Source organism: Streptomyces sp. NBC_01224 (assembly GCF_036002945.1).
Lineage (GTDB): Bacteria > Actinomycetota > Actinomycetes > Streptomycetales > Streptomycetaceae > Streptomyces.
In genome coordinates, this window is sequence record NZ_CP108529.1 from 2351109 (window position 1) to 2372898 (window position 21790).

A 21790-nucleotide genomic window follows, 5' to 3' on the forward strand; every position below is an offset into this window, starting at 1 on the left:
TCGCATAACGTCCCTCGTACCGCGTGCGCCGCTCGTGCCGTGCGCGTACCGAACCCGTTGAGGCGGTTCCTTGCCCTCGGGCCGGTGCGCGCTCCGTCACTGGGGGTCGGGGCCCTTTGCGACCGGACGGGACTCGTCACCGGACCACTCGGACCAGGAGCCCGCGTACAGCGCCGCAGGGATCCCGGCAACGGCCAGGGCCAGCACCTCATGGGCGGCGGAGACACCGGAGCCGCAGTAGACGCCCACCTCCGGCGACCGGCCGACACCGAGTTTCTCGAAGCGGGCCGCCAGCGATTCGGCGGGCAGGAATCGGCCGTCGTCCCCCGCGTTCTCGGAGGTCGGGGCCGAGACGGCACCTGGGATGTGGCCGCCTACCCGGTCGATCGGCTCCACATCGCCCCGGTAGCGTTCGGCGGCTCGCGCGTCGAGCAGCAGACCCGAGCGGGCCAGCGCCGCCGCCCTCTCCGCGTCCAGCAGCGGCAGAGCACCGGGGACGGGCCGGAAGTCACCCTCGACCGGGGTCGGGGTCTCCGTCTGGAGCTCCCCCTCCCAGGCCGCGAGACCGCCGTCCAGAACCCGGACGTCCTCGTGCCCCGTCCAGCGCAGCAGCCACCAGCCGCGCGCCGCCGCCCAGCCCTGGCCGCCGTCGTACACGACCACGGGAGTGCCCCGGGAGACACCTGCTCGGCGCATCACCGCGCCGAATTCCTCCGGATCGGGCAGCGGGTGACGGCCGCCGCTGCCTGCCGGACCGGCAAGTTCCGCGTCGAGATCGACGAATACCGCACCGGGGATGTGCCCGGCCTCGTAGCCAGGACGGCCGTGCGGGCCGCCCAGCTGCCAACGTACGTCCAGGAGCACCGGCGGACGTGGCCCCGCCGACTCGCTCGCGCATTCGGATGCGGTGATGATGGGCTTCATGGGTGCCATCCTCGCGCAGGAGCCGCCCTACCCGTAACACCTTCGAAACGGACGTATCGCATTAAACCGGTCTCTCTCTGTCGAGATCCCGGAAAGTGCGGCGCGGCCGGGGCACATCGTGCGCCGAGTGGTGCAAACATCTGCACGGGGCGTACACATCCTGTACCGCACGGCGGCACACCGGCCCCGTTCCCCCCGTACGGCCACCACGATGGTCCGAGGAGAGAGTGACGATGACCGAGGCTGCCGCCCGGCGCACGCCCGGAACACCATGCTGGGCGAGTCTGATTGTGCACGGCCTGAGCACGACCCAGGACTTCTACGCCGATCTGTTCGGCTGGGAGTTCGTGCCCGGCCCGGACCAGCTGGGTCCGTACGTCCGCGCGCTGATCGACGGGAAAGTGGTCGCGGGCATCGGGCAGCTGCCGCCCGACCGCCATCTGCCGGTCGCCTGGACGACCTATCTGGCCACCGACGACGCCGATGTCACGGCGGAGATGATCCGCTCCTGCGGCGGCACGGTCGCCGTCGGACCGCTCGACGCGGGCGAGGCGGGCCGGCTCGCCATCGCCTCCGACCCCAGCGGCGCGGTCTTCGGGATCTGGCAGGCCGCCGCGCATGTCGGTACGGCGCTCGCGGGAGCCCACGGGACACCGGTCTGGAACGAGCTGGTGACCAGCGAGACCTCGACGGTCTGCAAGTTCTACCAGACGGTTTTCGGCTACGAGGCGGAGGCGGTCGTCTCGGCCGACTTCGACTACCAGACCCTGCATCTGAACGGCCGCCCGGTGGCCTCGCTGCACGGCGTGGGCCACGCCCTGCCGCGCGACCGGGGCCCACACTGGATGACGTACTTCGAGGTCACCGACACCGACGCGGCCGCGCACCGCGTGGTGGAGCTCGGCGGATATATCCTGCAGCCGGTCCGGGAGGGGTCGAGCGGCAGGGTGGCGACCGTGGCCGATCCGGAGGGTGCGGTGTTCACAATCGTACGGACGGCCGCTCGCTGAGCCGCCGGCTGCGAGGGCGGTCAGCCGGCCCGGACCCGTTCGACATGCCGATGGGCGGGGCCGGCCAGCTGGGCGTGCAACTCGTCGAAGAGCTCGGAAGCCTCGGTTCCGCTCCACTCGGCTGGCAGCAGTTCACGCGCGACACCGGGGTCGAGGTAGACGAGCCGGCGCCAGTCGGTGAGGACCCTGATGTACGTCGTGAACGCCTCGCGGTCCGTCACCGGACTTCCGCTCGCGATCCGCTGGGCGACCGGACGGTGCACCGCGAGGAATTCGACGTACAGCTGCTGCAGCCGGACGGTGTCCCACCAGGAGCGCACTTTCGCCGCAAGATCCCCGCTCCCGTCCGTGCCCCCGCCCACCGACAGATAGTCGGCCCGGAAGAGGTCGGCGTACGAGCGCAGCCCGTGCCGGGCCAGCATGTCCTCCGCCTCGTCGTGCACATGGCCCGGTGCGATCCACACCCCGGCGGACACGGAACCGAAGCCGAGCCGGGTGAGCTGGGTGCGCAGGGTGTGCCGCTTGGCACGTTCGGACTCGGGCACCGAGAAGACGACCAGCACCCAGCCCTCGTCCGCGGTGGCCCGCCGGGCCGCGAAGATCCGCGGATCGCCGTCGCGCAGAATCCGCTCGGTCTCGGGTGAGATCCGGTATCCGGCAGCTCCGGAGACCGATTCGGCTTCGAGTAGTCCGGCGCGCTTCAGCCGGGAGACCGAGGACCGCACGGTCGGCCCCTCGACGCCGAGGTCGGCGAGCAGCTGGATCAGCGAGGCCACGGACATCCAGCCTTCGGTGTCGCGCGCGTACAGCCCGTAGACCGTCACGATCAGCTGCCTCGGCTGCACCTTGCCCAGCGGGCCCGATTCGGACTCGGCCTCTTTTCCGCTCACCGTGTTCACAGCGTCATCCTAAGCATCCGCACCCGACGCCCGAGGGGACGGTTCAGACAGAGGTGACGGGCAGCACGTCGGGCGAGAGCGCGGCCGCTCGGGCGCTCGCGCTGGTCGTCCTGCGCTGGTGGTGACGCCGGCACAGAACCTCGTAACCGACCTCGCCCGCCTGCTGGTTGACGTCTCCCACGACCACCTGGGCGCCTTCGACGACCATCTCGCCGCCGACCGTTCGGGCGTTGTGCGTGGCCCGTGCACCGCACCAGCAGAGCGCCTCGACCTGGAGCGTCTCGACCCGGTCGGCCAGTTCGATCAGCCGCTGGGATCCGGGGAACAGCTTGGTCCGGAAGTCGGTGGTGATACCGAAAGCGAAGACGTCCATGCCGAGGTCGTCGACGATACGGGCGAGCTGGTCGATCTGGACGGGAGCCAGGAACTGTGCCTCATCCACGATCACGTAGTCCGCCCGCCCGCCCCGGCTGATGAGGTCGACGAGGTGCGCGTACAGATCCATGCCCGCATCGGCCTCGACGGCCTCGGTGACCAGCCCCAGACGTGAGGAGAGCTTGCCCTCCCCCGCCCGGTCGTCGCGGGTGAAGATCACGCCTTGCAGGCCGCGCGCCGAACGGTTGTGGCCGATCTGCAGCGCCAGCGTGCTCTTTCCGCAGTCCATCGTTCCGGAGAAGAACACAAGCTCGGGCATGAGGGGCTGAGCACCTTTCGGGCGGGGCGAAGCGGGGCAGGGGAAACGCTGGTGGGGGAACGCTGGAAAGGGAAAACGCGCCTACGAGCGTACTTCGAGCAGCGGGACGAGCTGCTCGACGGGGGTCATCGAACCGTGCATGCCGACCATCGCGGACTCGTGCGGCTCATTGACCGAAGCCGTGATCACCACGTCGTCGCGGGCCGCCGCGACGACGTCGCCGATCCTGCCGTGGACACGTTCGTCGATCTTCGGGCCGAACCAGCCTGCCGCGATCGCCTCGTCCCGGCTCGCCACCCAGAACTGCTCGCCGAGCACTTCCCGCCAGACGGTCAGCACATCGCTCTCGGCCCCGGGGACGGCGTACACATGACGGGCCCGGCCCTCGCCGCCGAGCAGGGCCACGCCGGCGCGCAGCTCCCAGTCCTCGTCGAAGTCGATCCGGGACTGCTCGTCGAAGGGGATGTCGATCATGCCGTGGTCGGCGGTGATGTACAGCGCCGAGCGGGGCGGGAGCTGTTCGGCCAGCCGCCGGGCCAGGCCGTCCACGTACATCAGCTGTCCGCGCCAGGCGTCGGAGTCGACGCCGAAGCGATGGCCCTTGCCGTCGACCTCGCTGTAGTACGTGTAGACGAGCGACCGGTCACCTGCGGCGAGCCGTTCGGCGGCGACGTCCATCCGCTCCTCGCCGGACAGCCGGCCGAGGAACGAGCCCCCGCTGAGCGCGATCTTGGTGAGCGGAGTCTGCTCGAAGGCGGGGGCGGAGACCTGGGCGGTGCGCACACCGGCGGCGTCGGCGAGCTTGAAGACGGTCGGGTACGGCTGCCAGGCCTTCGGCGGGGTCCAGGGCTGCCAGCGGAGCTGGTTCATCAGCTCGCCGGTCTCCGGATTGCGCGCGGTGTAGCCGGGAAGGCCGTGCTCCCCCGGCGGAAGTCCGGTACCGACCGAGGCCAGTGAGGTCGCGGTGGTGGCCGGGAAGCCCGCCGTGATCGGACGGCCGGTGCCGCCGCGCGAGGTGGGCAGCAGTGAGTGCAGAAACGGTGCCTCGTCCGGGTGGGCCTTGATCTGCTCCCAGCCGAGACCGTCTATCAGGAACACGCAGTTGCGGTCGGCAGGGGTGAGTTCGGGGATCGCGGCGGTGAAGCCGGGTACGCCCTGTCCGGCGGCGAGCGTGGGCAGCAGATCGCAGAGCGAGCCGCTGCCGTACTCCGGTACGGGGGCGGTGTCCACGGGGAGCAGAACGGGGTCCTGCCAGGCCGGCTGGGCCATCAGCGACCGGTCGCCGCGGTCGCGGCCGTGGCCTCGGAGAGCGCCTGGGCGAAGGCGAGGGTCTGGCGCACGGTGTCCGGGCCGTCACCGGCCTCGCTGACCCGCAGGCTCAGATCGTCGGCGGTGGAGCTGCCGGTGTAGCCGTGGTCGGCCTCGCAGTTGGGGTCGCCGCAGGCGGCCGGCTCCAGGTCGATCCGGGAGACCGCGCCCCATCCGATGGTGAGGACGACCTCGCGGGGCAGCGTGCCCGGTACGTACTTCTCGGGGTTGGCCACGACACGGCTGACCACGACCGACGAGATCCGGTCGAGCTTGACCGACTCGGTGGAGGTCGTGGCGTACGGCGTCGGGGAGCTGGTGTCCGCGTTCTGCTCGTCCGTGTGGCTGACGATGAAACGGTTGTCCGTCAGGACCAGGACCGTGACGTGGCGGCGCACCTCGTTGGAGTCGAAGGTGGTCTCCTGGTGCACCAGGTACGAAGCGACCGGCTCACCGCCCACGGCGGCCTCCACCGCCTCGGCCACGAGGGCCGGGTAGTAGCCGCTGCGCTCGATCGCCGCGCGCAGCCCCTGGGTCGTCGTACCGGTCTTTGCCATGAGGACCATCCTACGGGGGACGGATGACTGCCGGGGACGTTGTGCGGCAGGGCGGACCGGGGCCTCAGCGGTGAAGGGACTCGGTTTGGCGCCCGTACGGCGTTCGGGGACGAAACGGCTCGCCGCCGGTCAGTAGTTGGGGAGGCGGCGGGGACCGAGGTCGGTGCGGGCCGGCGGCGGCGAGAGCCGGACGCTCGCGCCGAGGACGGTCAGCCCCTGAGTGGCGACCACGACCGGTTCCAGGGCGATGGAGACCACCTCGGGATGGTCGTCGACCAGCCGGGACACCCGCAGCAGCAGCACTTCCAGCGCTGCGGTGTCCACGGGCGCCGCACCACGCCAGCCGAACAGCACCGGCGCCGCCCGGATGGACCGGATCAGCTCGGCGGCGTCGCGGTCGGTGGCCGGAACGAGGCGGTGGGCGGTGTCGCCGAGGAGTTCGGAGGGCGCGCCCGCGAGCCCGAAGGAGAGGACGGCACCCGCCGCCGGGTCGATCGTGGCCCTTACGACGGTGTCGACGCCGCGCGGAGCCATGGCCTGGACGACGGGCTGGAGCTCGGCGGGCTTGCCGAGCAGTTCGGTCAGTTCGCCGTACGCCCGGCGCAACACGCTCTCGTTGGCGAGGTCCAGCCGGACACCGCCGAGATCGGCACGGTGACGCAGATGGGGCGCGGTGGTCTTGAGCGCCACGGGATAGCCGAGCTGTGCCGCCGCGGCGACAGCGGCTTCCGGGTCGGAGGCCGGAAGTGTAGGCCGTACGGTGATGCCGTAGCGGCCCAGGAGTTCGCGCGCCTCGTCGTGTGCGAGCGGTCTGCCCCGCGGGTCGGGGTCGGGGCCGAGGAGGGTGTCGATCAGGTCGGCGGCACCCGGCTCGTCGATGGTGTCGTCGAGGAACTCGGGCACCTTGCCGGGCACGGCGGCCTGCCGTCGCCACTGCGCGTACCTCACCGCTTCGGCCAGGGCACGCACGGCCCGTTCGGCGGCGGGGTAGGCGGGAATCCGGCCGGTCCGGATGCCGGGGCCGCCGTCAGCGCCCGCGGCGGCACCGGCGCCGTCGTCGCTGCCCGCATCGGTGGCGGCGCCGGCTGTGCCGCTGCCGGTTCCGGGTGCTGACGGGGTACGCGCAAGGGCGGGGCCGGTCGTGGTGGCGGCTGCTGCGCGCGGGGATGTCGCGGCTGCGGAGGACTGTGTCGAAGGACGCGGCAGTGCGACCGTACTGGTGGCCGCGGCGAGGGCCTCCGCCAGGCCGCCGATCTCCACATGGACGACGGCCACCGGCTTGGCGGGACCGGCCGCGGCGGCCGCGTGCAGCGCGGTCGCCAGCACCTCGCCGTCGCCCGATTCCGCCTCGCCGTTCTCGCCCACCCACGGGATCGCCGTCACGACCACCGAGTCGCAGCCCTCGTCGGCGAGGGCCTGGGCCAGGGCATCCCGGAAGTGCTGCGGGGTGGCGGCGGTGGTGAGGTCGCGGGGCGGGCGCGGGCGCAGTCCCTCGGCCAGACAGGCGTCGTACGTGAGCAGGCCGAGCGATTCGGAGTTGCCGAGGATCGCGACCCGCGGGCCCGCCGGGAGGGGCTGATCGGCGAGGAGGAGACCCGCGTCGACCATCTCCGTAACGGTGTCGACGCGGATCACGCCCGCCTGCCGCATGAGCGCGGAGACCGTCGCGTCCGGGATCCGGCTGACCGGCACCGCATGGCCGGGTGGGGTGGAGCCACTGTGCCGGGCGCCCTTCACCACGACCACCGGCTTCACGGCCGCGGTGCGCCGCGCGAGGCGGGTGAACTTGCGCGGGTTGCCGAGCGATTCGAGGTACAGAAGGGCGACGTCGGTGTCCGGGTCCTCGTACCAGTACTGCAGGAAGTCGTTGCCCGAGATGTCGGCGCGGTTGCCGGCGGAGATGAAGGTGGACAGGCCTGCGCCGCGCCGGTAGAGCCCGGAGAGCAGCGCGATGCCGATCGCTCCGGACTGGGTGAAGAGGCCGATGCGTCCGGGGGCGGGCGGCTCGGGGGCGAGGGAGGCGTTCAGCCGGACGGCGTCGGAGTTGTTGATGACACCGAAGGCATTCGGGCCGATGATCCGCATCCCGTACGAGCGCGCCTGGCGGACCAGTTCACGCTGCCGTTCCCTGCCTTCGGCGCCCCATTCGGCGTACCCGGCGGAGAGGACGACCAGGCCCTGGACACCGTGCTCACCGCAGTCGGCGACGGCCTCCGGAACCCGGTCGGCGGGGACGGCGACAACCGCGAGATCCACCTGTTCGTCGATTTCACCGACGGAACGATGGGCGGGGACACCGTCGATCGTGCCCTGGTCGGCGGCGAAGGCGCGGTTCACTGCGTACGTACGGCCCGTGAAGCCGGCCCCGAGGAGGTTGCGCAGGACCGTGCGGCCGACCCCGCCGGGAGTGCGGCCCGCGCCGATGACGGCGACGGATCCGGGGGCGAGCAGCCGTTGCACGGAGCGCGCCTCGGCCCGCTGCTCACGGCCGCGTTGCACGGCGAGCGACTCGGCGGTCGGTTCGAGGTCCAGGGTGAGATGGACGGAGCCGTCCTCGAAACTGCGCTGCTGGGTGTAACCGGCGTCCCGGAACACCTTGATCATCTTGTTGTTTGCGGGCAGCACCTCGGCAGCGAAGCGGCGGATGCCGCGCTCGCGGGCGACGGCCGCGATGTGTTCGAGGAGCGCCGATGCCACGCCCCGGCCCTGATGCGCGTCCTGGACGAGGAAGGCGACCTCGGCCTCGTCGGCGGGCGCGGAAGCGGGCCTGCCCCGCTCGTCGATCCGGTCGTAGCGGACGGTCGCGATGAACTCGCCGCCGACCGTGACCGCGAGCCCCACCCGGTCGACGTAGTCGTGATGGGTGAAGCGGTGCACGTCCCTGTCGGACAGACGCGGGTACGGGGCGAAGAAGCGGTAGTACTTCGACTCGTCGGAGACCTGCTCGTAGAAGCTGACCAGCCGTTCGGCGTCGTCCGTGGTGATGGGCCTGATCCGGGCGGTTCCTCCGTCGCGGAGGACCACGTCCGCTTCCCAGTGGTCGGGGTACGCGTGATGCGGACTCTGCTCCGGCGAGGGCTGCATGCGCAAAGACTACGGCTCCGTCAGCGGTCGCGTAGGCCTTGGGGCCGGGGCAGTCTGAGGGGGCCGATCGGCGGTGGAGCACGGGTTGTGGGCGTGCCGCAGGTCGGCCGGAGCATCGCGCACCACATGAGAGACTGGTCTAGACAACCATTGATTCGTGAAGGGCAGAACCATGGCTGAGCGCCGCGTCAACGTCGGTTGGGCCGAGGGCCTGCACGCCCGCCCCGCTTCCATCTTCGTCCGTGCCGCTACGGCTTCCGGCGTCCCCGTGACGATCTCCAAGGCCGACGGCAACCCGGTGAACGCCGCCTCCATGCTCGCGGTGCTCGGTCTCGGCGCGCACGGCGGCGAGGAGATCGTGCTCGCGTCCGAGGCCGACGACTCCGAAGCCGCCCTGGACCGTCTGGCGAAGCTGGTCGCCGAAGGGCTCGACGAGCTTCCGGAGACCGTCTGAACCATTCTCCGCAAGAGAGCCGCGGCACCCTTATTGAGGGCCGCGGCTTTTTCACTTCCCTGACCCGGGACGGACGATCGGAGCAAATTCAGGCAACCCAAAGAAAGCCCTCGAAGAATTACTACTCTTTGTATACGGCGTAATTGTTAATTCCGAACACCCATGGTGTTTACGGAGTGTTGCGAAGCCCTCACCCGGTCGGCGCGCAGGGCATCGGGCCGACGGCCCGGCCGGTCGGCGCGGCGCAGCCGGTGCGCGGCCGCGGCCCGTTCGGCGTGCTGGGTGGCCAGCACCCTGGCCCGTTCCGCGTCACGCCTCGCCACCGCGTCCACAATGGCCCCGCGCTCGGCCCAGGATTCCACCGGGCGGGCCGGCTGCTCGACCGTGTACATCCAGGCGATCTTGTGGCGGAGCTGGGTGAGCAGCGCGATCAGGCCGGGACTGCCGGAGGCCTGCGCCAACGTCTCGTGGAACCAGCCGCCCAGTGAGCGCAGGTCCTCCCCCTCGCCCCGCCGGGCCCGCTCCTGACCGAGCCTGACCAGACCGCGCAATACCTTGAGATGCGCCTCGGTGCGGCGCTGCGCGGCGCGCGCGGCACCCAGCGGCTCCAGCAGCATCCGGACCTCCAGGAGGTCGACGGCCTCCTGCTCGGTCGGCTCGGCGACGCAGGCGCCCGCGTGCCGGCGGGTTACCACGAAGCCCTCGGACTCCAGGGTGCGCAGCGCCTCCCGTACCGGAACACGGGAGACTCCGTAACGGCGCGCCAGCAACTCCTCGGTGAGCCGGCTTCCGCGTTCGAAAAAACCGGAGACGATGTCGTCACGGATTGCCGTGCATACCGAATGTGCCGGAATGCGCATGTCCGAACCTCCGCCTTAATCCCCGTGAAACACGGCCGACCGACGCCTGTTCTGCGACTCTATTGCAATGCGGCCGCATTTCCGATGCCGGGTGGAAATTCATGAATATCTTTTGGTCACAGGACGGTTCGGGGAGCAGGTACTGCGGGCGGGCGCGGAGGCCAGGCACGGCGAAGGCCCCGGCGCGCTGCCGGGGCCTTCGAAGGGGTGCTGCGGGTGGAGCGTCGGTCAGACGTTGACGCCGTGGGCGCGCAGGTACGCGACGGGGTCCATGTCGGAGCCGTACGACGGCGTGGTCCTGGCCTCGAAGTGAAGGTGCGGACCGGTGGAGTTGCCGGTCGAGCCGGAGAGGCCGATCTGCTGGCCCGCGCCGACGCTCTGGCCGACGGAGACGCCGATCGAGGAGAGGTGGCCGTACTGCGTGTACGTGCCGTCCGTCATCCGGAGCACGATGTTGTTGCCGTACGCGCCTCCCCAGCCGGCCTCGACGACCGTACCGGCTCCGACGGCGACGACGGAGCTGCCGGACGCGGCGTGGAAGTCGATGCCCGAGTGGCTGCCGGAGGACCAGAGCGAGCCGCTGGACTTGTAGCCGGTGGTGACGTACGAACCGGCGACCGGGAGCTGGAAGTAACCCAGGCGGGTGCGCTCGGCGGACCGGGCGGCGCGGGCCTTCTCGGCGCGTGCCTCGGCCGCGCGCTTCGCGTCGGCCTTGGCCTTCGCCTCGGCCTTCTTCTTGGCCTCGGCCTTTCGCTGCGCCTCCGCCTCCGCCTTCGCCTTCGCCGCGACATCGGCCTGGCGCTTCTGCGCGTCGGCCTGGGCGTCGATCTGGTCGGCGAGGGTGCCCTCAATGGCGATGACCTGGTTCAGACCGGTCTCGCTGACGGAGGAGTCCGCGGCGAGGGCCGGAGAGGCCATGCCGCCTATGACGCCGGTGGTGGCCAGAGCGGCGACGCCGGCGATCTTCGCGCTGCTGCGCGTCAGTCGGCTCGGGGCACGATGCTTCCCGGTGGCACGGGTGAACGCCATGGAGTGGCTGATCCTTTCCTTCCTTCTCGCCTACCGGGTTAGCTGACGGGTTCGGAGCAGGAAGGTCTCCTACGGACGCCCCGGCCTCATCCGGGCTCAGGCATCCGATTCACCCCAGGGACTGCATGGGTCCCCGGCTCCCCAGGCTCGCGCCTGACGGGGACTCGGCGATGACTGCCCGGTATGTCACGGATGCGGCATACGAGTGACGGACAGCCCAGCCGACGCTAAGCGGGGTCATTTACATTCACCAAACGGACAGGCCGTTTTGTAGCGCATCCCACAGGGCAGACAGGCAACCTCCCCACCAAAACGGAGAAAAAGGAAGACCTCGGCGAGATTTCGCTCACACGGGTCTTCCTTCTGTCCCGATGTGCGGACATATGACAGGTCAGTGGACCGGCCGTTGCCTTCGGTGCTTCGGTCGAACGTGAAAGTCGACCGGTGGACTGTCACACGCAACGGGCCGGGCGGGCGGGGGTCGCCCGCCTCGGCCCGGCCGGTCGTCCGGTGTCCACGACGGGTATGCCCGTCAGCCGGCGACCACCGACACCTCTCCGATGCCCAGGGCCCGGACCGGCTCCTCGATCTGTGACGCGTCACCGACGAGGATCGTGACCAGCCGGTCACCCGGGAAGGCGTTGACCACCGCAGCGGTCGCCTCGACCGTGCCGGTCTCCGCGAGCCGGGCGTACAACTGTGCCTGGTAGTCGTCCGGGAGGTGCTGCTCGACCTGGTCGGCGAGGGTGCCCGCGACCGAGGCCGCCGTCTCGAACTTCAGCGGTGCGACACCCACGAGGTTCTGCACGGCCGTCTCACGCTCTTCATCGGTCAGCCCCTCGGCCGCCAGGGTCCGCAGGACCGTCCACAGGTCCTTCAGCGCCGGTCCCGTGGACTCCGTGTCCACCGATCCGCTGATGGCGAGCATCGCGGCACCGGTCGCCCCCGAGGCGGAATCCGGGGCCGACGACCGCAGCACCTGGGCGAAGGCCCGTACGCCGTAGGTGTAGCCCTTCTCCTCGCGCAGCACACGGTCCAGCCGGGAGGTGAGCGTGCCGCCCAGGCAGTACGTGCCCAGCACCTGGGCCGGCCACACGCTGTCGTGCCGGTCGGCGCCGATCCGGCCGATCAGCAGCTGCGTCTGCACCGCGCCCGGACGGTCGACGATCACCACTCGGCCGGTGTCGTCGGCGGTGATCGGCGGGGCGGGCCGAGGCTCCGCGGTGTCTCCCGCCCAGTCGCCGAGGGTGTCGGCGAGCAGGGCGTCCAGGTCGATGCCGGTGAGGTCACCGACGACCACGGCGGTCGCCGTGGACGGCCGGACGTGGGCGTCGAAGAAGGCACGCACAGCCGCCGAGTCGATCCGCTCCACCGTCTCCTCGCTGCCCTGGCGCGGGCGCGACATCCGCGCCGCGGCCGGGAAGAGCTCCTTGGAGAGCTGCTTGGCGGCACGCCGGGCCGGGTTGGCCTGCTCGTGCGGGATCTCGTCGAGCCGGTTGCGTACCAGCCGTTCGATCTCGCTGTCGGCGAAGGCGGGCGCCCGCAACGCCTCGGCGACCAGCGCGAGCGCCTTGGCCAGCCGGGAGGCCGGGACCTCCAGGGAGACCCTGACGCCGGGGTGATCTGCGTGCGCGTCGAGGGTGGCGCCGCAGCGCTCCAGCTCGGCGGCGAACTCCTCGGCGGTGTGCTTGTCGGTGCCCTCGGACAGCGCCCGCGACATGATCGTGGCCACGCCGTCGAGGCCCTCGGGCTCGGCGTCCAGCGGGGCGTCGAGGAAGATCTCGACCGCCACGACCTGCTGGCCGGGGCGGTGGCAGCGCAGCACCGTGAGGCCGTTGGGCAGGGCGCCGCGCTCCGGCGCGGGGAAGGCCCAGGGGCGGGCAAGGCCGGGGGCCGGCTGCGGGTGGTACTGCATCGAAACTCCAGTCGCGGCAGCGTCGGTCACTTGTCCGCTCCTTCGTGCGCGTCGGTGTCGTCGGCGCCGTCGGCGCCGGTCTCGGTGTCCGCTGCGTCTGCGGGCTCGGCCGATTCGACCGGCTCGTAGACCAGCACCGCCCGGTTGTCGGGGCGCAGCTGGGCCTTGGCGGCCGCCTGGACCTCTGCCGCGGTGACATCGAGTACCCGCTGTACGGCGGTCAGGGCGAGCTGCGGGTCGCCGAACAGCACGGCGAACCGGCAGAGTTCGTCGGCGCGGCCCGCGACCGTACCAAGCCGGTCCAACCACTCGCGCTCCAACTGGGCCTGCGCACGTTCCATTTCCTCGGGCGTGGGGCCCTCGGCGGCGAACCGGGCAAGCTCCTCGTCGACCGCGGCCTCGATCTGCGGCACCTCTACGCCGCCGGACGTCTTGACGTCCAGCCAGCCGAGCGAGGGCGCACCGGCCAGCCGCAGCAGCCCGAACCCGGCCGCCACGGCCGTGCGGTCACGGCGGACCAGGCGGTTGTGCAGCCGCGACGACTCGCCGCCGCCGAGCACGGTCAGCGCGAGGTCTGCCGCGTCACATTCACGGGTGCCGTCGTGCGGCAGCCGGTAGGCGGCCATCAGCGCCCGCGCCGGAACCTCCTCGTGCACCTCTTCGCGCAGCTGCTCGCCGATGGTCTCGGGGAGCGTGCCGTCGCGCGGCGGCTGCTTGCCGTCGTGGGACGGGATGGAGCCGAAGTACTTCTCGATCCAGGCGAGGGTCTGCTCGGGGTCGATGTCGCCGACGACCGAGAGCACCGCGTTGTTGGGCGCGTAGTACGTACGGAAGAAGGCGCGGGCGTCCTCGAGGGTCGCGGCGTCCAGGTCCGCCATCGAGCCGATCGGCGTGTGGTGGTACGGGTGACCATCGGGGTAGGCCAGTGCCGTCAGCTTCTCGAACGCCGTGCCGTAGGGAACGTTGTCGTAGCGCTGGCGGCGCTCGTTCTTGACGACGTCGCGCTGGTTCTCCATGGACTCCTCGTCGAGCGCGGCGAGCAGCGAGCCCATCCGGTCGGCCTCGAGCCAGAGAGCCAGCTCCAGCTGGTGCGTGGGCATGGTCTCGAAGTAATTGGTGCGCTCGAAGCTGGTGGTCCCGTTGAGCGAACCGCCGGCTCCCTGCACCAGCTCGAAGTGTCCGTTCCCCTTGACCTGGCCGGAGCCCTGGAACATCAGGTGCTCGAAGAGGTGAGCCAGACCGGTGCGTCCCTTGACCTCGTGGCGCGAGCCGACGTCGTACCAGAGGCAGACCGCGGCGACCGGGGTCAGATGGTCCTCGGAGAGCACCACGCGCAGGCCGTTGGCCAGACGGTGCTCGGTCGCTGTCAAGCCGCCGGAGCCGGCCTGGGCTGTGGCCGTGTGACCCTTGGGCATGTACGTCCCTTCGATCGCGATACTGGATTTCCTGCGAGACCTGCCACTGTAAGCAAGCGCACAGGCACCTGGCGAAGTTCCCATACCGCGGAAGTTCGCGTGAAAGAGGGGCGCATCCCCCGCGGGATGGGTTGTGAAACCACCTCGGCAGGGGTCGGGAACGGCTCTTGGGACGGGTCGAGGTCGGCGATGTCAGTGCGGCGGTCCACAATGGTCCGCGTCAGAACCTGAGGTTGCCCGAACAGAATCCGTGAAGGAGTCGCAGCAGCGATGGCCCGCCGCAGCACGAAGACCCCGCCGCCGGACGACTTCGAGGAGAAGATCCTCGACATCGACGTCGTCGACGAAATGCAGGGCTCCTTCCTTGAGTACGCGTACTCGGTGATCTACTCACGGGCCCTGCCGGACGCCCGTGACGGCATGAAGCCGGTGCACCGCCGCATCGTGTACCAGATGAACGAGATGGGCCTGCGCCCCGACCGCGGCTATGTGAAGTGCGCTCGTGTCGTCGGCGAGGTCATGGGTAAGTTGCACCCGCACGGCGATGCGTCGATCTACGACGCGCTGGTCCGTCTGGCGCAGCCGTTCTCCATGCGGCTCCCCCTGGTCGACGGCCACGGCAACTTCGGCTCGCTCGGAAACGACGACCCACCGGCCGCCATGCGGTACACCGAGTGCCGGATGGCCGACGCGACGTCACTGATGACGGAGTCGATCGACGAGGACACCGTCGCTTTCCAGTCGAATTACGACGGCCAGGAGCAGGAGCCGACCGTTCTCCCCGCCGCGTACCCCAACCTCCTGGTCAACGGGTCGTCCGGGATCGCGGTCGGCATGGCGACCAATATGCCGCCGCACAACCTGGGCGAGGTCATCGCCGCAGCCCGCCATCTGATCAAGCATCCGGGTGCAGACCTGGAGACCCTGATGCGGTTCGTCCCCGGTCCCGATCTGCCGACGGGTGGCCGGATCGTGGGCCTGGGCGGCATCAAGGATGCGTACGCCGGCGGGCGCGGCACGTTCAAGATCCGTGCGACCGTCGCCGTGGAAGATGTGACGGCGCGCCGCAAGGGTCTGGTCGTCACCGAACTTCCCTTCGCCGTCGGTCCGGAGAAGGTGATCGCCAAGATCAAGGATCTGGTCTCGGCGAAGAAGCTCCAGGGCATCGCGGACGTGAAGGACCTCACCGACCGCGAGCACGGCCTGCGCCTGGTCATCGAGGTGAAGAACGGCTTCGTGCCGGAGGCCGTGCTGGAGCAGCTCTACAAGCTGACTCCGATGGAGGATTCCTTCGGTATCAACAATGTGGCGCTGGTCGACGGACAGCCGCTCACTCTGGGCCTCAAGGAGCTCCTCGAGGTCTATCTCGACCACCGCTTCGACGTGGTGCGCCGGCGCAGCGAGTTCCGCCGGGGCAAGCGTCGCGACCGGCTGCATCTGGTCGAGGGCCTGCTCGTCGCGCTGATCGACATCGACGAGGTCATCCGGCTCATCCGGTCCAGCGACAACTCGGCGCAGGCGAAGGAGCGGCTGATCGAGCACTTCTCGCTGAGCGAGACCCAGACGCAGTACATCCTGGACACCCCGCTGCGCCGGCTGACCCGGTTCGACCGGATCGAGCTGGAGAGCGAGCGGGACCGGCTCAACACCGAGATCGACGAGCTGACCGCCATCCTCGAATCGGACACCGAGCTGCGCAAGCTCGTCTCCTCCGAACTGGCAGCGGTCGCCAAGAAGTTCGGCACCGACCGGCGTACGGTGCTGCTGGAGTCGGCCGGTTCGCAGGTCGCCTCGGTGCCGCTCGAGGTCGCGGACGACCCGTGCCGGGTGCTGCTGTCCTCGACCGGCCTGCTGGCCCGTACCGCCAATGACGATCCGATCGTCTTCGCCGAGGACGCCAAGCGTGCCAAGCACGATGCGATCGTGTCGGCCGTACCGGCGACGGCCCGTGGCGATGTGGGCGTGGTGACGTCCGCAGGGCGGCTGCTGCGGCTCGCGGTGATCGATCTGCCCCAGCTGCCGGACACCCATGCCGCGCCCAACCTTTCGGGCGGTGCGATGGTCTCGGAGTTCCTCACGCTGGAGAGCGACGAGGAGGTCATCTGCCTCACCACGCTCGACGAGGCCTCCCCCGGCCTGGCGATCGGCACTCTTCAGGGGGTCGTCAAGCGGGTGGTGCCGGACTACCCGGCCAACAAGGACGAGTTGGAGGTCATCACCCTCAAGGACGACGACCGGATCGTCGGCGCGGCCGAACTGCGTACGGGCGAGGAGGACCTGGTCTTCATCACGTCCGACGCGCAGTTGCTGCGCTACCCGGCGGCACAGGTGCGGCCGCAGGGCCGGCCCGCGGGAGGCATGGCGGGGATCAAACTCACGGCGGATGCCGAGGTGATCTCGTTCACGGCGGTGGATCCGGCGGCGGACGCCGTGGTGTTCACGGTGGCGGGCTCGCACGGCACGCTGGACGACTCGGTGCTGACGTCCAAGCTCACCCCGTTCGACCAGTATCCGCGCAAGGGCAGGGCCACTGGTGGGGTGCGCTGCCAGCGTTTCCTCAAGGGCGAGGACGTTCTGGTGTTCGGATGGGCGGGCGCAACGCCTGCCCGGGCCGCGCAGAAGAACGGCACGCCGACCGAGCTGCCGGAGCCCGACCCGCGGCGCGACGGTTCGGGGACGCCACTGGCCAAGCCGGTCGCGGTGATCGCGGGGCCGGTGTAGGCAGTCGGCCGACGACGGGTGGCCTGCCGCTACGCGTCGTCGTCGGGCCGTTGCACGTACCGCAGGACGCCCCACATGCTTCGTTCATGTGCGGCGTCCTGCGTCGTGTCAGGCGTCGGTGCGGCGCTCTCGCGGCAGTCGGCCAGCTCCTTGTGAAGCTGCTCCGGATCGATGCCTGAGCCGATCAGCACCAGCTGCGTAAGGCGCGGTTCGTCGCGGGTCCACGGCTGCGGGTCGAACCGCAGGAACCTGCCGACCGCGTGCAGGACGTACTTATTGCCGCGGTCGCCCACGCCGAAGTCGACGAACCCCTTGATCCGGTAGAGACCCTGCGGTCTGGAGTCGAGAAACTCCATCAATCGGCGGGGGTTCATGGGTACGTCCGCGGTGAAGGACACGCTCTGGTACGCCGCATGCAGATGGTGACCGTGACCGGCACCGGCCTCTTCCTCGGCCCGCTCCGCCAGGAGCAGATCCTCGAAAGTGAGCTGGCGCGCCTTCTCCTCACCGTCCGGCCGCAGCGCCGGATCGAAGAGCAGCTCGGGGTCGATGCGTCCGTACGTGGCGCAGATGACGGCGGCCGCGCTGCCACCCGCCGCTGCGTCGCCGACCGGGGCACCTGCCGCAGCGATGACGTCCCGGATACGGGCCTGTTCCTCGCTCCCGACCCGGTCGGTCTTGTTGAGCACGACAAGATCGGCGACAGCGAGATGGCGGTCGATCTCCGGATGGCGCTCCCGGCTGGCATCGAACTCTGCGGCATCGACGACCTCCACCAGTCCCCCGTACACGATGTGCGGATTGTCGCTGGCCAGGAGCATGCGCACGAGCTCCTGCGGCTCCGCCAGTCCGCTGGCCTCGATGACGATCACGTCGAGGCGGGCGGCGGGCCGGGTCAGCGTCTCCAGGAAGGTGTCGAGTTCGCTCACGTCGACCGCGCAGCACAGGCATCCGTTGCCCAGCGAGACCGTCGAGCCGACCTGCCCCGAGACCGTCATGGCGTCGATCTCGATGGAGCCGAAGTCGTTGACGATCACGCCGATCCGGTTTCCCGCACGGTTACGGAGGAGGTGGTTGAGCAGTGTCGTCTTGCCGGATCCCAGGAACCCCGCAAGGACGATGACCGGGATCTGCTGCTTGCGGGGCGGGGACGACGGGTTCAACGGGGACCTTCCTCGGGGACGTCAGGGCGCAGGGACCGGCTGCGGCGGGGGCGTACCGACGTATCGGGCCGCCGGGCGGATGATCTTCGAGTCCTCCGCCTGCTCCAGGATATTGGCGCTCCAGCCGACCACCCGCGCCGCACAGAACGTCGGCGTGAACATCTCTCGGGGCAGCCCGCACAGCTCCATGACGACTCCGGCGTAGAACTCCACGTTGGTGTGCAGCTCACGGCCCGGCTTGAGCTCGGCGAGGATCGCCTCGACCTGCCGTTCGACCTCGACGGCGAAGTCGACGAGCGGGCCGCCGAAGCCCTGGGCGATTCCGCGCAGCATGCGTGAGCGCGGGTCCTCGGTGCGGTACACGGGGTGACCGAAGCCCATGATCCGCTCACCCGCGAGCACCCGTTCGCGGATCCAGCCGTCGATGCGGTCGGGGGTGCCGATGGCGTCCAGGGTGTCGAGGGCGCGGCTGGGCGCTCCGCCGTGCAGCGGTCCGGAGAGCGCGCCGACGGCCGCCACCAGACAGGCCGCGACATCGGCGCCGGTGGAGGCGACGACGCGGCCGGTGAAGGTCGAGGCGTTGAAGCCGTGGTCGATGGTGGAGATCAGGTACTGCTCCACGGCCCTGACGCGTACGGCGTCCGGTATGGAACCGGTGAGCATGTAGAGGTAGTTGGCCGCGTAGGGCAGATCATCGCGTGGCTCAACCGGTTCGAGGCCCTGGCCTAGCCGGTGCAGGGCCGTGAGCACGGTGGGGACGGCGGCGCAGGCTGCCAGGGCGTCGCTGCGGCGCCGGCCGGCGCCGATGTCGTACACCGGCCGGAAGCCGGCCGAGGCGCCGAGGAGCGAGAGGGCGGTGCGCAGGCCGGCCAGGGGTCCGGAGACGGCCCCCGCGCGGGCTATGGCGGGCAGTGCCTCGCGTACTTCCGCGGGCAGTCGGCGCAGTGCGGCGGTGCGGGCGGCGAATTCGGCACCGGCTGCGGCATCGGGCAGCGTGCCCTCGAACATCAGGTACCAGACGTCCTCGAAGCTGCGGGTCTGTGCCAGTTCGATCGCCGAGTACTGCCGGTAGTGGTAGAAGCCCTCGCGCCCGCGGACATCGCCGAGGGCCGTGTCGGTGACGACGACTCCGGCGAGCCCTCGAGGTACGTCGAGCGGGGTTCCGCTGGTCATGGTCGGCATCTCTTCCTCCGTGAGCGTCCCGGTGGATCTCATCAATATTGATTCGACCATCTATAATTGACTTCAATCCTGTCAATGTTGATTGAATCAATATGGATACGGTTGGCGACATGAACGATCAAGCAGCACCCGGCGACGGCCCCGGTGCGACGGCCCCGCAGCGGCTCAGCACCCGGGAGACGGCTGAGCGCCTAGGTGTGAAGCCCGAGACGGTGTACGCCTATGTCAGCCGGGGTCAGCTGAGCAGCAGGCGCGCTCCCGGCGGACGCGGCAGCACGTTCGACGTCGCGGAGGTCGATGCGCTGGCCCGGCGCACGGGCCGCCGGGAGTCCTCGGCCGCCACCGGCGATCTGGTCTTCCGCACCGGCATCACCCTGATCGAAAGAGACCGCTACTACTTCCGTGGCGTCGACGCGACCGCACTGGCCAGGCAGTACGCCTACGAGGAGGTCGCCGAATGGCTCTGGACCGGAGATCTGCGGCCCGGCATCCGCTTCACGGCACCTGCTGAGGCGCTGGCTGCGGCACGCCGGGCGGTCGAAGCGCTGCCCGCGCACAGCGGCTCGACGGACCGGCTGCGGGTGGCCGTGATCGCCGCGGCGACCGCCGATCCGCTCCGCTTCGACCTCTCGCGCGAGGCGGTGCTCGCCAGTGCACGGAGCCTGATTCCGACCCTGGTCGGAGCGCTGCCCCTGACCTCGGACGCATCTTCGACGGGTGACGGATCCGAAGGGAGGGCGGACGGGAACGGGGCCGGGCTGGCACGGCGGCTGTGGCCGAAGCTCACTGCCCAGCCGGCCGACGAGCCGTCAGTTGCCGCGCTGGACACCGCCCTCGTCCTGCTGATCGACCACGATCTCGCGGCGTCGACACTGGCCGCCAGGGTCGCCGCATCCGCCCATGCCCATCCGTACGCGGTGGTCTCCGCGGGCCTGGGAGTCCTGGAGGGCCCACTGCACGGGGCCGCGAGCGGTCTGGCGCACCGAATGCTGACCGAGGTCCTGGAGCGGGGCAGCGCGGTACCGGTGGTCGCGGATCATCTCCGTACCGGACGCAGGGTCCCGGGGCTCGGCCACCGTCTGTACACCTCCGAGGACCCGCGGGCACAGACGTTGTTCGCCCTGCTCGCGAACGTCCCGCAGGCGGCCCCCGCGCTCGCCGCAGCGCGCGACGTGGTCACCACGACCGCCCGCCACGCACCCCTGCACGCCAATGTCGACCTGGCGCTCGCCGTGCTCTCGGTCTCCTCGGGCATGGCCGCGGAGGCGGGCGAGACGGTGTTCGCGGTGTCACGCACGGCGGGCTGGATCGCGCATGCGCTGGAGGAGTACGGGGAACGGCCGCTGCGTATACGCCCCAGTGGCCAGTACGGAGGCCCCCGTCCCCCTCAGCCGCCGCCCACCGCTACGGGTGGACCGATGCAATAGGCAGTCCGTACAACGCAAAATCGGGACGGTCAGCGAGAAGCGGTGCGCGGCGGCCGGGCGGTAGAGCCCCGCACCACCAGTTCCGGCTCGAAGAGCAGCTCGTCGGACGGCACAGTACGCCCCCCGATCTGCACGCAGAGCAGCTCGACGGCGGCGCGCCCCATGGCCTCGATCGGCTGTCGGACGGTGGTCAGCGGAGGCTCGGTGCAGTTCATGAAGGCCGAGTCGTCGTAACCGACGACCGAGACATCGGCGGGGACCGAAAGACCGCGACGGCGCGCGGCGCGCACAGCTCCGAGCGCGAGCGGATCGCTGGCGCAGATGATGCCCGTGACGCCCTGGTCGAGCAGGCGCATGGCGGCGGCCTGCCCACCCTCCAGCGAGAACATGGCCCGGGCCACCCACTCGTCCGGCACGGTGGTGCCCGACTCCCCGGCGATCGCGCGAGCGGCGGCCAGTTTGCGCTGCGAGGGGACGTGGTCGGAGGGGCCGAGTACCAGACCGATGCGCTCGTGGCCGAGCGAGACGAGATGGCGCCAGGCCTGTTCCACGGCGACGGAGTCGTCGCAGGAGATGCCGGGGAAGCCGAGATCGTCGATGGCCGCATTGATCAGGACGACCGGGATCCTGCGGTCGGCAAGCACCTTGTAATGGCCGTGCGGGGCGTCGGCCTGGTGGTAGAGCCCGCCGGCGAAGACCACGCCCGACACCTGCTGCTGAAGGAGCAACTCGACATAGTCGGACTCGGAGACGCCGCCCTTCGTCTGGGTGCACAGCACCGGGGTGAGCCCCTGCTGGGCGAGCGCGCCGCCGACGACCTCGGCAAAGGCGGGGAAGATCGGGTTCTGCAGCTCGGGCAGGACCAGGCCGACCAGCCGGGCCCGCTCGCCGCGCAACTGGGTCGGGCGCTCGTAACCGAGGACGTCGAGCGCGGAGAGGACGGCCTTCCGGGTGGCGTCGGAGACGCCGGGCTTGCCGTTGAGCACCCGGCTGACCGTGGCCTCGCTGACTCCCACCTTCTGCGCCACCTGAGCAAGTCGTCGCGTCATGTGCGCAAGATTAACGCAAGAAGTGCAAATGGATTACGTAAATATGGAAAGGAGGAGAATCCCGGAAAGCGAAAGGGAATTTCGGAAAGCGCCAGAATG

Annotated in this window: 17 protein-coding genes and 1 riboswitch; of the genes, 4 read left to right on the forward strand and 13 right to left on the reverse strand. The window is 70.2% G+C overall.

Annotated elements, in window-relative coordinates:
* Nucleotides 1–96: 96 nt before the first annotated feature.
* On the reverse strand, nucleotides 97–924 hold the full coding sequence (locus tag OG609_RS09905; protein ID WP_327272479.1) for a sulfurtransferase: 828 nt from the start codon (nucleotides 922–924) through the stop codon (nucleotides 97–99).
* A gap of 233 nt (nucleotides 925–1157) precedes the next feature.
* Here OG609_RS09905 and OG609_RS09910 point away from each other — a divergent pair, with 233 nt between their 5' ends.
* A complete protein-coding gene (locus OG609_RS09910) occupies nucleotides 1158–1934 on the forward strand; it encodes a VOC family protein (RefSeq protein ID WP_327272480.1) in 777 nt (258 codons plus the stop codon).
* Between the two features lie 20 nt (nucleotides 1935–1954).
* On the opposite strand, the gene OG609_RS09915 is transcribed toward OG609_RS09910, so the two are convergent.
* The 5 genes from OG609_RS09915 to OG609_RS09935 form a co-directional block, all read right to left on the reverse strand.
* A complete protein-coding gene (locus OG609_RS09915; RefSeq protein ID WP_327272481.1) occupies nucleotides 1955–2833 on the reverse strand; it encodes a PaaX family transcriptional regulator in 879 nt (292 codons plus the stop codon).
* Between the two features lie 43 nt (nucleotides 2834–2876).
* The gene (locus OG609_RS09920) at nucleotides 2877–3527 is read right to left on the reverse strand and encodes a thymidine kinase (protein WP_327272482.1); all 651 of its coding nucleotides are present in this window, start codon (nucleotides 3525–3527) and stop codon (nucleotides 2877–2879) included.
* An 81-nt stretch (nucleotides 3528–3608) separates the two neighbouring features.
* Nucleotides 3609–4796: an alkaline phosphatase family protein gene (locus tag OG609_RS09925; RefSeq protein WP_327272483.1), complete on the reverse strand. Its 1188-nt coding sequence runs from the start codon at nucleotides 4794–4796 to the stop codon at nucleotides 3609–3611.
* Nucleotides 4796–5392: a DUF5998 family protein gene (locus tag OG609_RS09930; protein ID WP_093898945.1), complete on the reverse strand. Its 597-nt coding sequence runs from the start codon at nucleotides 5390–5392 to the stop codon at nucleotides 4796–4798. The genes OG609_RS09925 and OG609_RS09930 overlap by 1 nt, the downstream gene beginning before the upstream one ends.
* Before the next feature lie 129 nt (nucleotides 5393–5521).
* The gene (locus tag OG609_RS09935) at nucleotides 5522–8476 is read right to left on the reverse strand and encodes a bifunctional acetate--CoA ligase family protein/GNAT family N-acetyltransferase (RefSeq protein ID WP_327272484.1); all 2955 of its coding nucleotides are present in this window, start codon (nucleotides 8474–8476) and stop codon (nucleotides 5522–5524) included.
* A 172-nt stretch (nucleotides 8477–8648) separates the two neighbouring features.
* Here OG609_RS09935 and OG609_RS09940 point away from each other — a divergent pair, with 172 nt between their 5' ends.
* Nucleotides 8649–8930, forward strand: a complete 282-nt coding sequence (locus tag OG609_RS09940; RefSeq protein ID WP_093898943.1) for an HPr family phosphocarrier protein — start codon at nucleotides 8649–8651, stop codon at nucleotides 8928–8930.
* Nucleotides 8931–9076: 146 nt separating this feature from the next.
* Here OG609_RS09940 and OG609_RS09945 read toward each other — a convergent pair whose 3' ends face one another.
* The 4 genes from OG609_RS09945 to OG609_RS09960 form a co-directional block, all read right to left on the reverse strand.
* On the reverse strand, nucleotides 9077–9790 hold the full coding sequence (locus tag OG609_RS09945; protein WP_327272485.1) for a GntR family transcriptional regulator: 714 nt from the start codon (nucleotides 9788–9790) through the stop codon (nucleotides 9077–9079).
* Nucleotides 9791–10018: 228 nt separating this feature from the next.
* Nucleotides 10019–10819, reverse strand: coding sequence for a M23 family metallopeptidase (locus OG609_RS09950; protein WP_327272486.1), 801 nt, complete (start codon nucleotides 10817–10819; stop codon nucleotides 10019–10021).
* A gap of 13 nt (nucleotides 10820–10832) precedes the next feature.
* Nucleotides 10833–10999: riboswitch (cyclic di-AMP (ydaO/yuaA leader) on the reverse strand.
* A 352-nt stretch (nucleotides 11000–11351) separates the two neighbouring features.
* Complete coding sequence (locus tag OG609_RS09955; RefSeq protein WP_327277991.1) at nucleotides 11352–12734, reverse strand: M16 family metallopeptidase; 1383 nt, start codon at nucleotides 12732–12734, stop codon at nucleotides 11352–11354.
* A gap of 26 nt (nucleotides 12735–12760) precedes the next feature.
* On the reverse strand, nucleotides 12761–14149 hold the full coding sequence (locus OG609_RS09960) for a M16 family metallopeptidase (RefSeq protein WP_327272487.1): 1389 nt from the start codon (nucleotides 14147–14149) through the stop codon (nucleotides 12761–12763).
* Nucleotides 14150–14419: 270 nt separating this feature from the next.
* Here OG609_RS09960 and OG609_RS09965 point away from each other — a divergent pair, with 270 nt between their 5' ends.
* The gene (locus OG609_RS09965) at nucleotides 14420–16870 is read left to right on the forward strand and encodes a DNA gyrase/topoisomerase IV subunit A (protein WP_327272488.1); all 2451 of its coding nucleotides are present in this window, start codon (nucleotides 14420–14422) and stop codon (nucleotides 16868–16870) included.
* Nucleotides 16871–16899: 29 nt separating this feature from the next.
* Here OG609_RS09965 and OG609_RS09970 read toward each other — a convergent pair whose 3' ends face one another.
* Together OG609_RS09970 and OG609_RS09975 are read right to left on the reverse strand one after the other, a co-directional pair.
* The gene (locus tag OG609_RS09970) at nucleotides 16900–18033 is read right to left on the reverse strand and encodes a CobW family GTP-binding protein (RefSeq protein ID WP_327272489.1); all 1134 of its coding nucleotides are present in this window, start codon (nucleotides 18031–18033) and stop codon (nucleotides 16900–16902) included.
* Nucleotides 18034–18054: 21 nt separating this feature from the next.
* Nucleotides 18055–19215, reverse strand: a complete 1161-nt coding sequence (locus tag OG609_RS09975) for a citrate synthase/methylcitrate synthase (RefSeq protein WP_382910159.1) — start codon at nucleotides 19213–19215, stop codon at nucleotides 18055–18057.
* 110 nt (nucleotides 19216–19325) lie between these two features.
* On the opposite strand from OG609_RS09975, the gene OG609_RS09980 reads away from it, so the two are divergent.
* A complete protein-coding gene (locus OG609_RS09980) occupies nucleotides 19326–20642 on the forward strand; it encodes a citrate synthase (RefSeq protein WP_327272491.1) in 1317 nt (438 codons plus the stop codon).
* A 29-nt stretch (nucleotides 20643–20671) separates the two neighbouring features.
* On the opposite strand, the gene OG609_RS09985 is transcribed toward OG609_RS09980, so the two are convergent.
* Nucleotides 20672–21691 (reverse strand): LacI family DNA-binding transcriptional regulator, encoded by a 1020-nt coding sequence (locus OG609_RS09985; protein ID WP_327272492.1) that lies wholly within the window; start codon nucleotides 21689–21691, stop codon nucleotides 20672–20674.
* Nucleotides 21692–21790: the final 99 nt, after the last annotated feature.

Coding starts and splice junctions, on each gene's coding strand:
- OG609_RS09905 (WP_327272479.1), bottom strand. CDS start 924: ATGAAGCCCATCATCACCGCATCCGAATGCGCGAGCGAGTCGGCGGGG.
- OG609_RS09910 (WP_327272480.1), top strand. CDS start 1,158: ATGACCGAGGCTGCCGCCCGGCGCACGCCCGGAACACCATGCTGGGCG.
- OG609_RS09920 (WP_327272482.1), bottom strand. CDS start 3,527: ATGCCCGAGCTTGTGTTCTTCTCCGGAACGATGGACTGCGGAAAGAGC.
- OG609_RS09925 (WP_327272483.1), bottom strand. CDS start 4,796: ATGGCCCAGCCGGCCTGGCAGGACCCCGTTCTGCTCCCCGTGGACACC.
- OG609_RS09930 (WP_093898945.1), bottom strand. CDS start 5,392: ATGGCAAAGACCGGTACGACGACCCAGGGGCTGCGCGCGGCGATCGAG.
- OG609_RS09935 (WP_327272484.1), bottom strand. CDS start 8,476: ATGCAGCCCTCGCCGGAGCAGAGTCCGCATCACGCGTACCCCGACCAC.
- OG609_RS09940 (WP_093898943.1), top strand. CDS start 8,649: ATGGCTGAGCGCCGCGTCAACGTCGGTTGGGCCGAGGGCCTGCACGCC.
- OG609_RS09945 (WP_327272485.1), bottom strand. CDS start 9,790: ATGCGCATTCCGGCACATTCGGTATGCACGGCAATCCGTGACGACATC.
- OG609_RS09950 (WP_327272486.1), bottom strand. CDS start 10,819: ATGGCGTTCACCCGTGCCACCGGGAAGCATCGTGCCCCGAGCCGACTG.
- OG609_RS09955 (WP_327277991.1), bottom strand. CDS start 12,734: ATGCAGTACCACCCGCAGCCGGCCCCCGGCCTTGCCCGCCCCTGGGCC.
- OG609_RS09960 (WP_327272487.1), bottom strand. CDS start 14,149: ATGCCCAAGGGTCACACGGCCACAGCCCAGGCCGGCTCCGGCGGCTTG.
- OG609_RS09965 (WP_327272488.1), top strand. CDS start 14,420: ATGGCCCGCCGCAGCACGAAGACCCCGCCGCCGGACGACTTCGAGGAG.
- OG609_RS09975 (WP_382910159.1), bottom strand. CDS start 19,215: ATGCCGACCATGACCAGCGGAACCCCGCTCGACGTACCTCGAGGGCTC.
- OG609_RS09980 (WP_327272491.1), top strand. CDS start 19,326: ATGAACGATCAAGCAGCACCCGGCGACGGCCCCGGTGCGACGGCCCCG.
- OG609_RS09985 (WP_327272492.1), bottom strand. CDS start 21,691: ATGACGCGACGACTTGCTCAGGTGGCGCAGAAGGTGGGAGTCAGCGAG.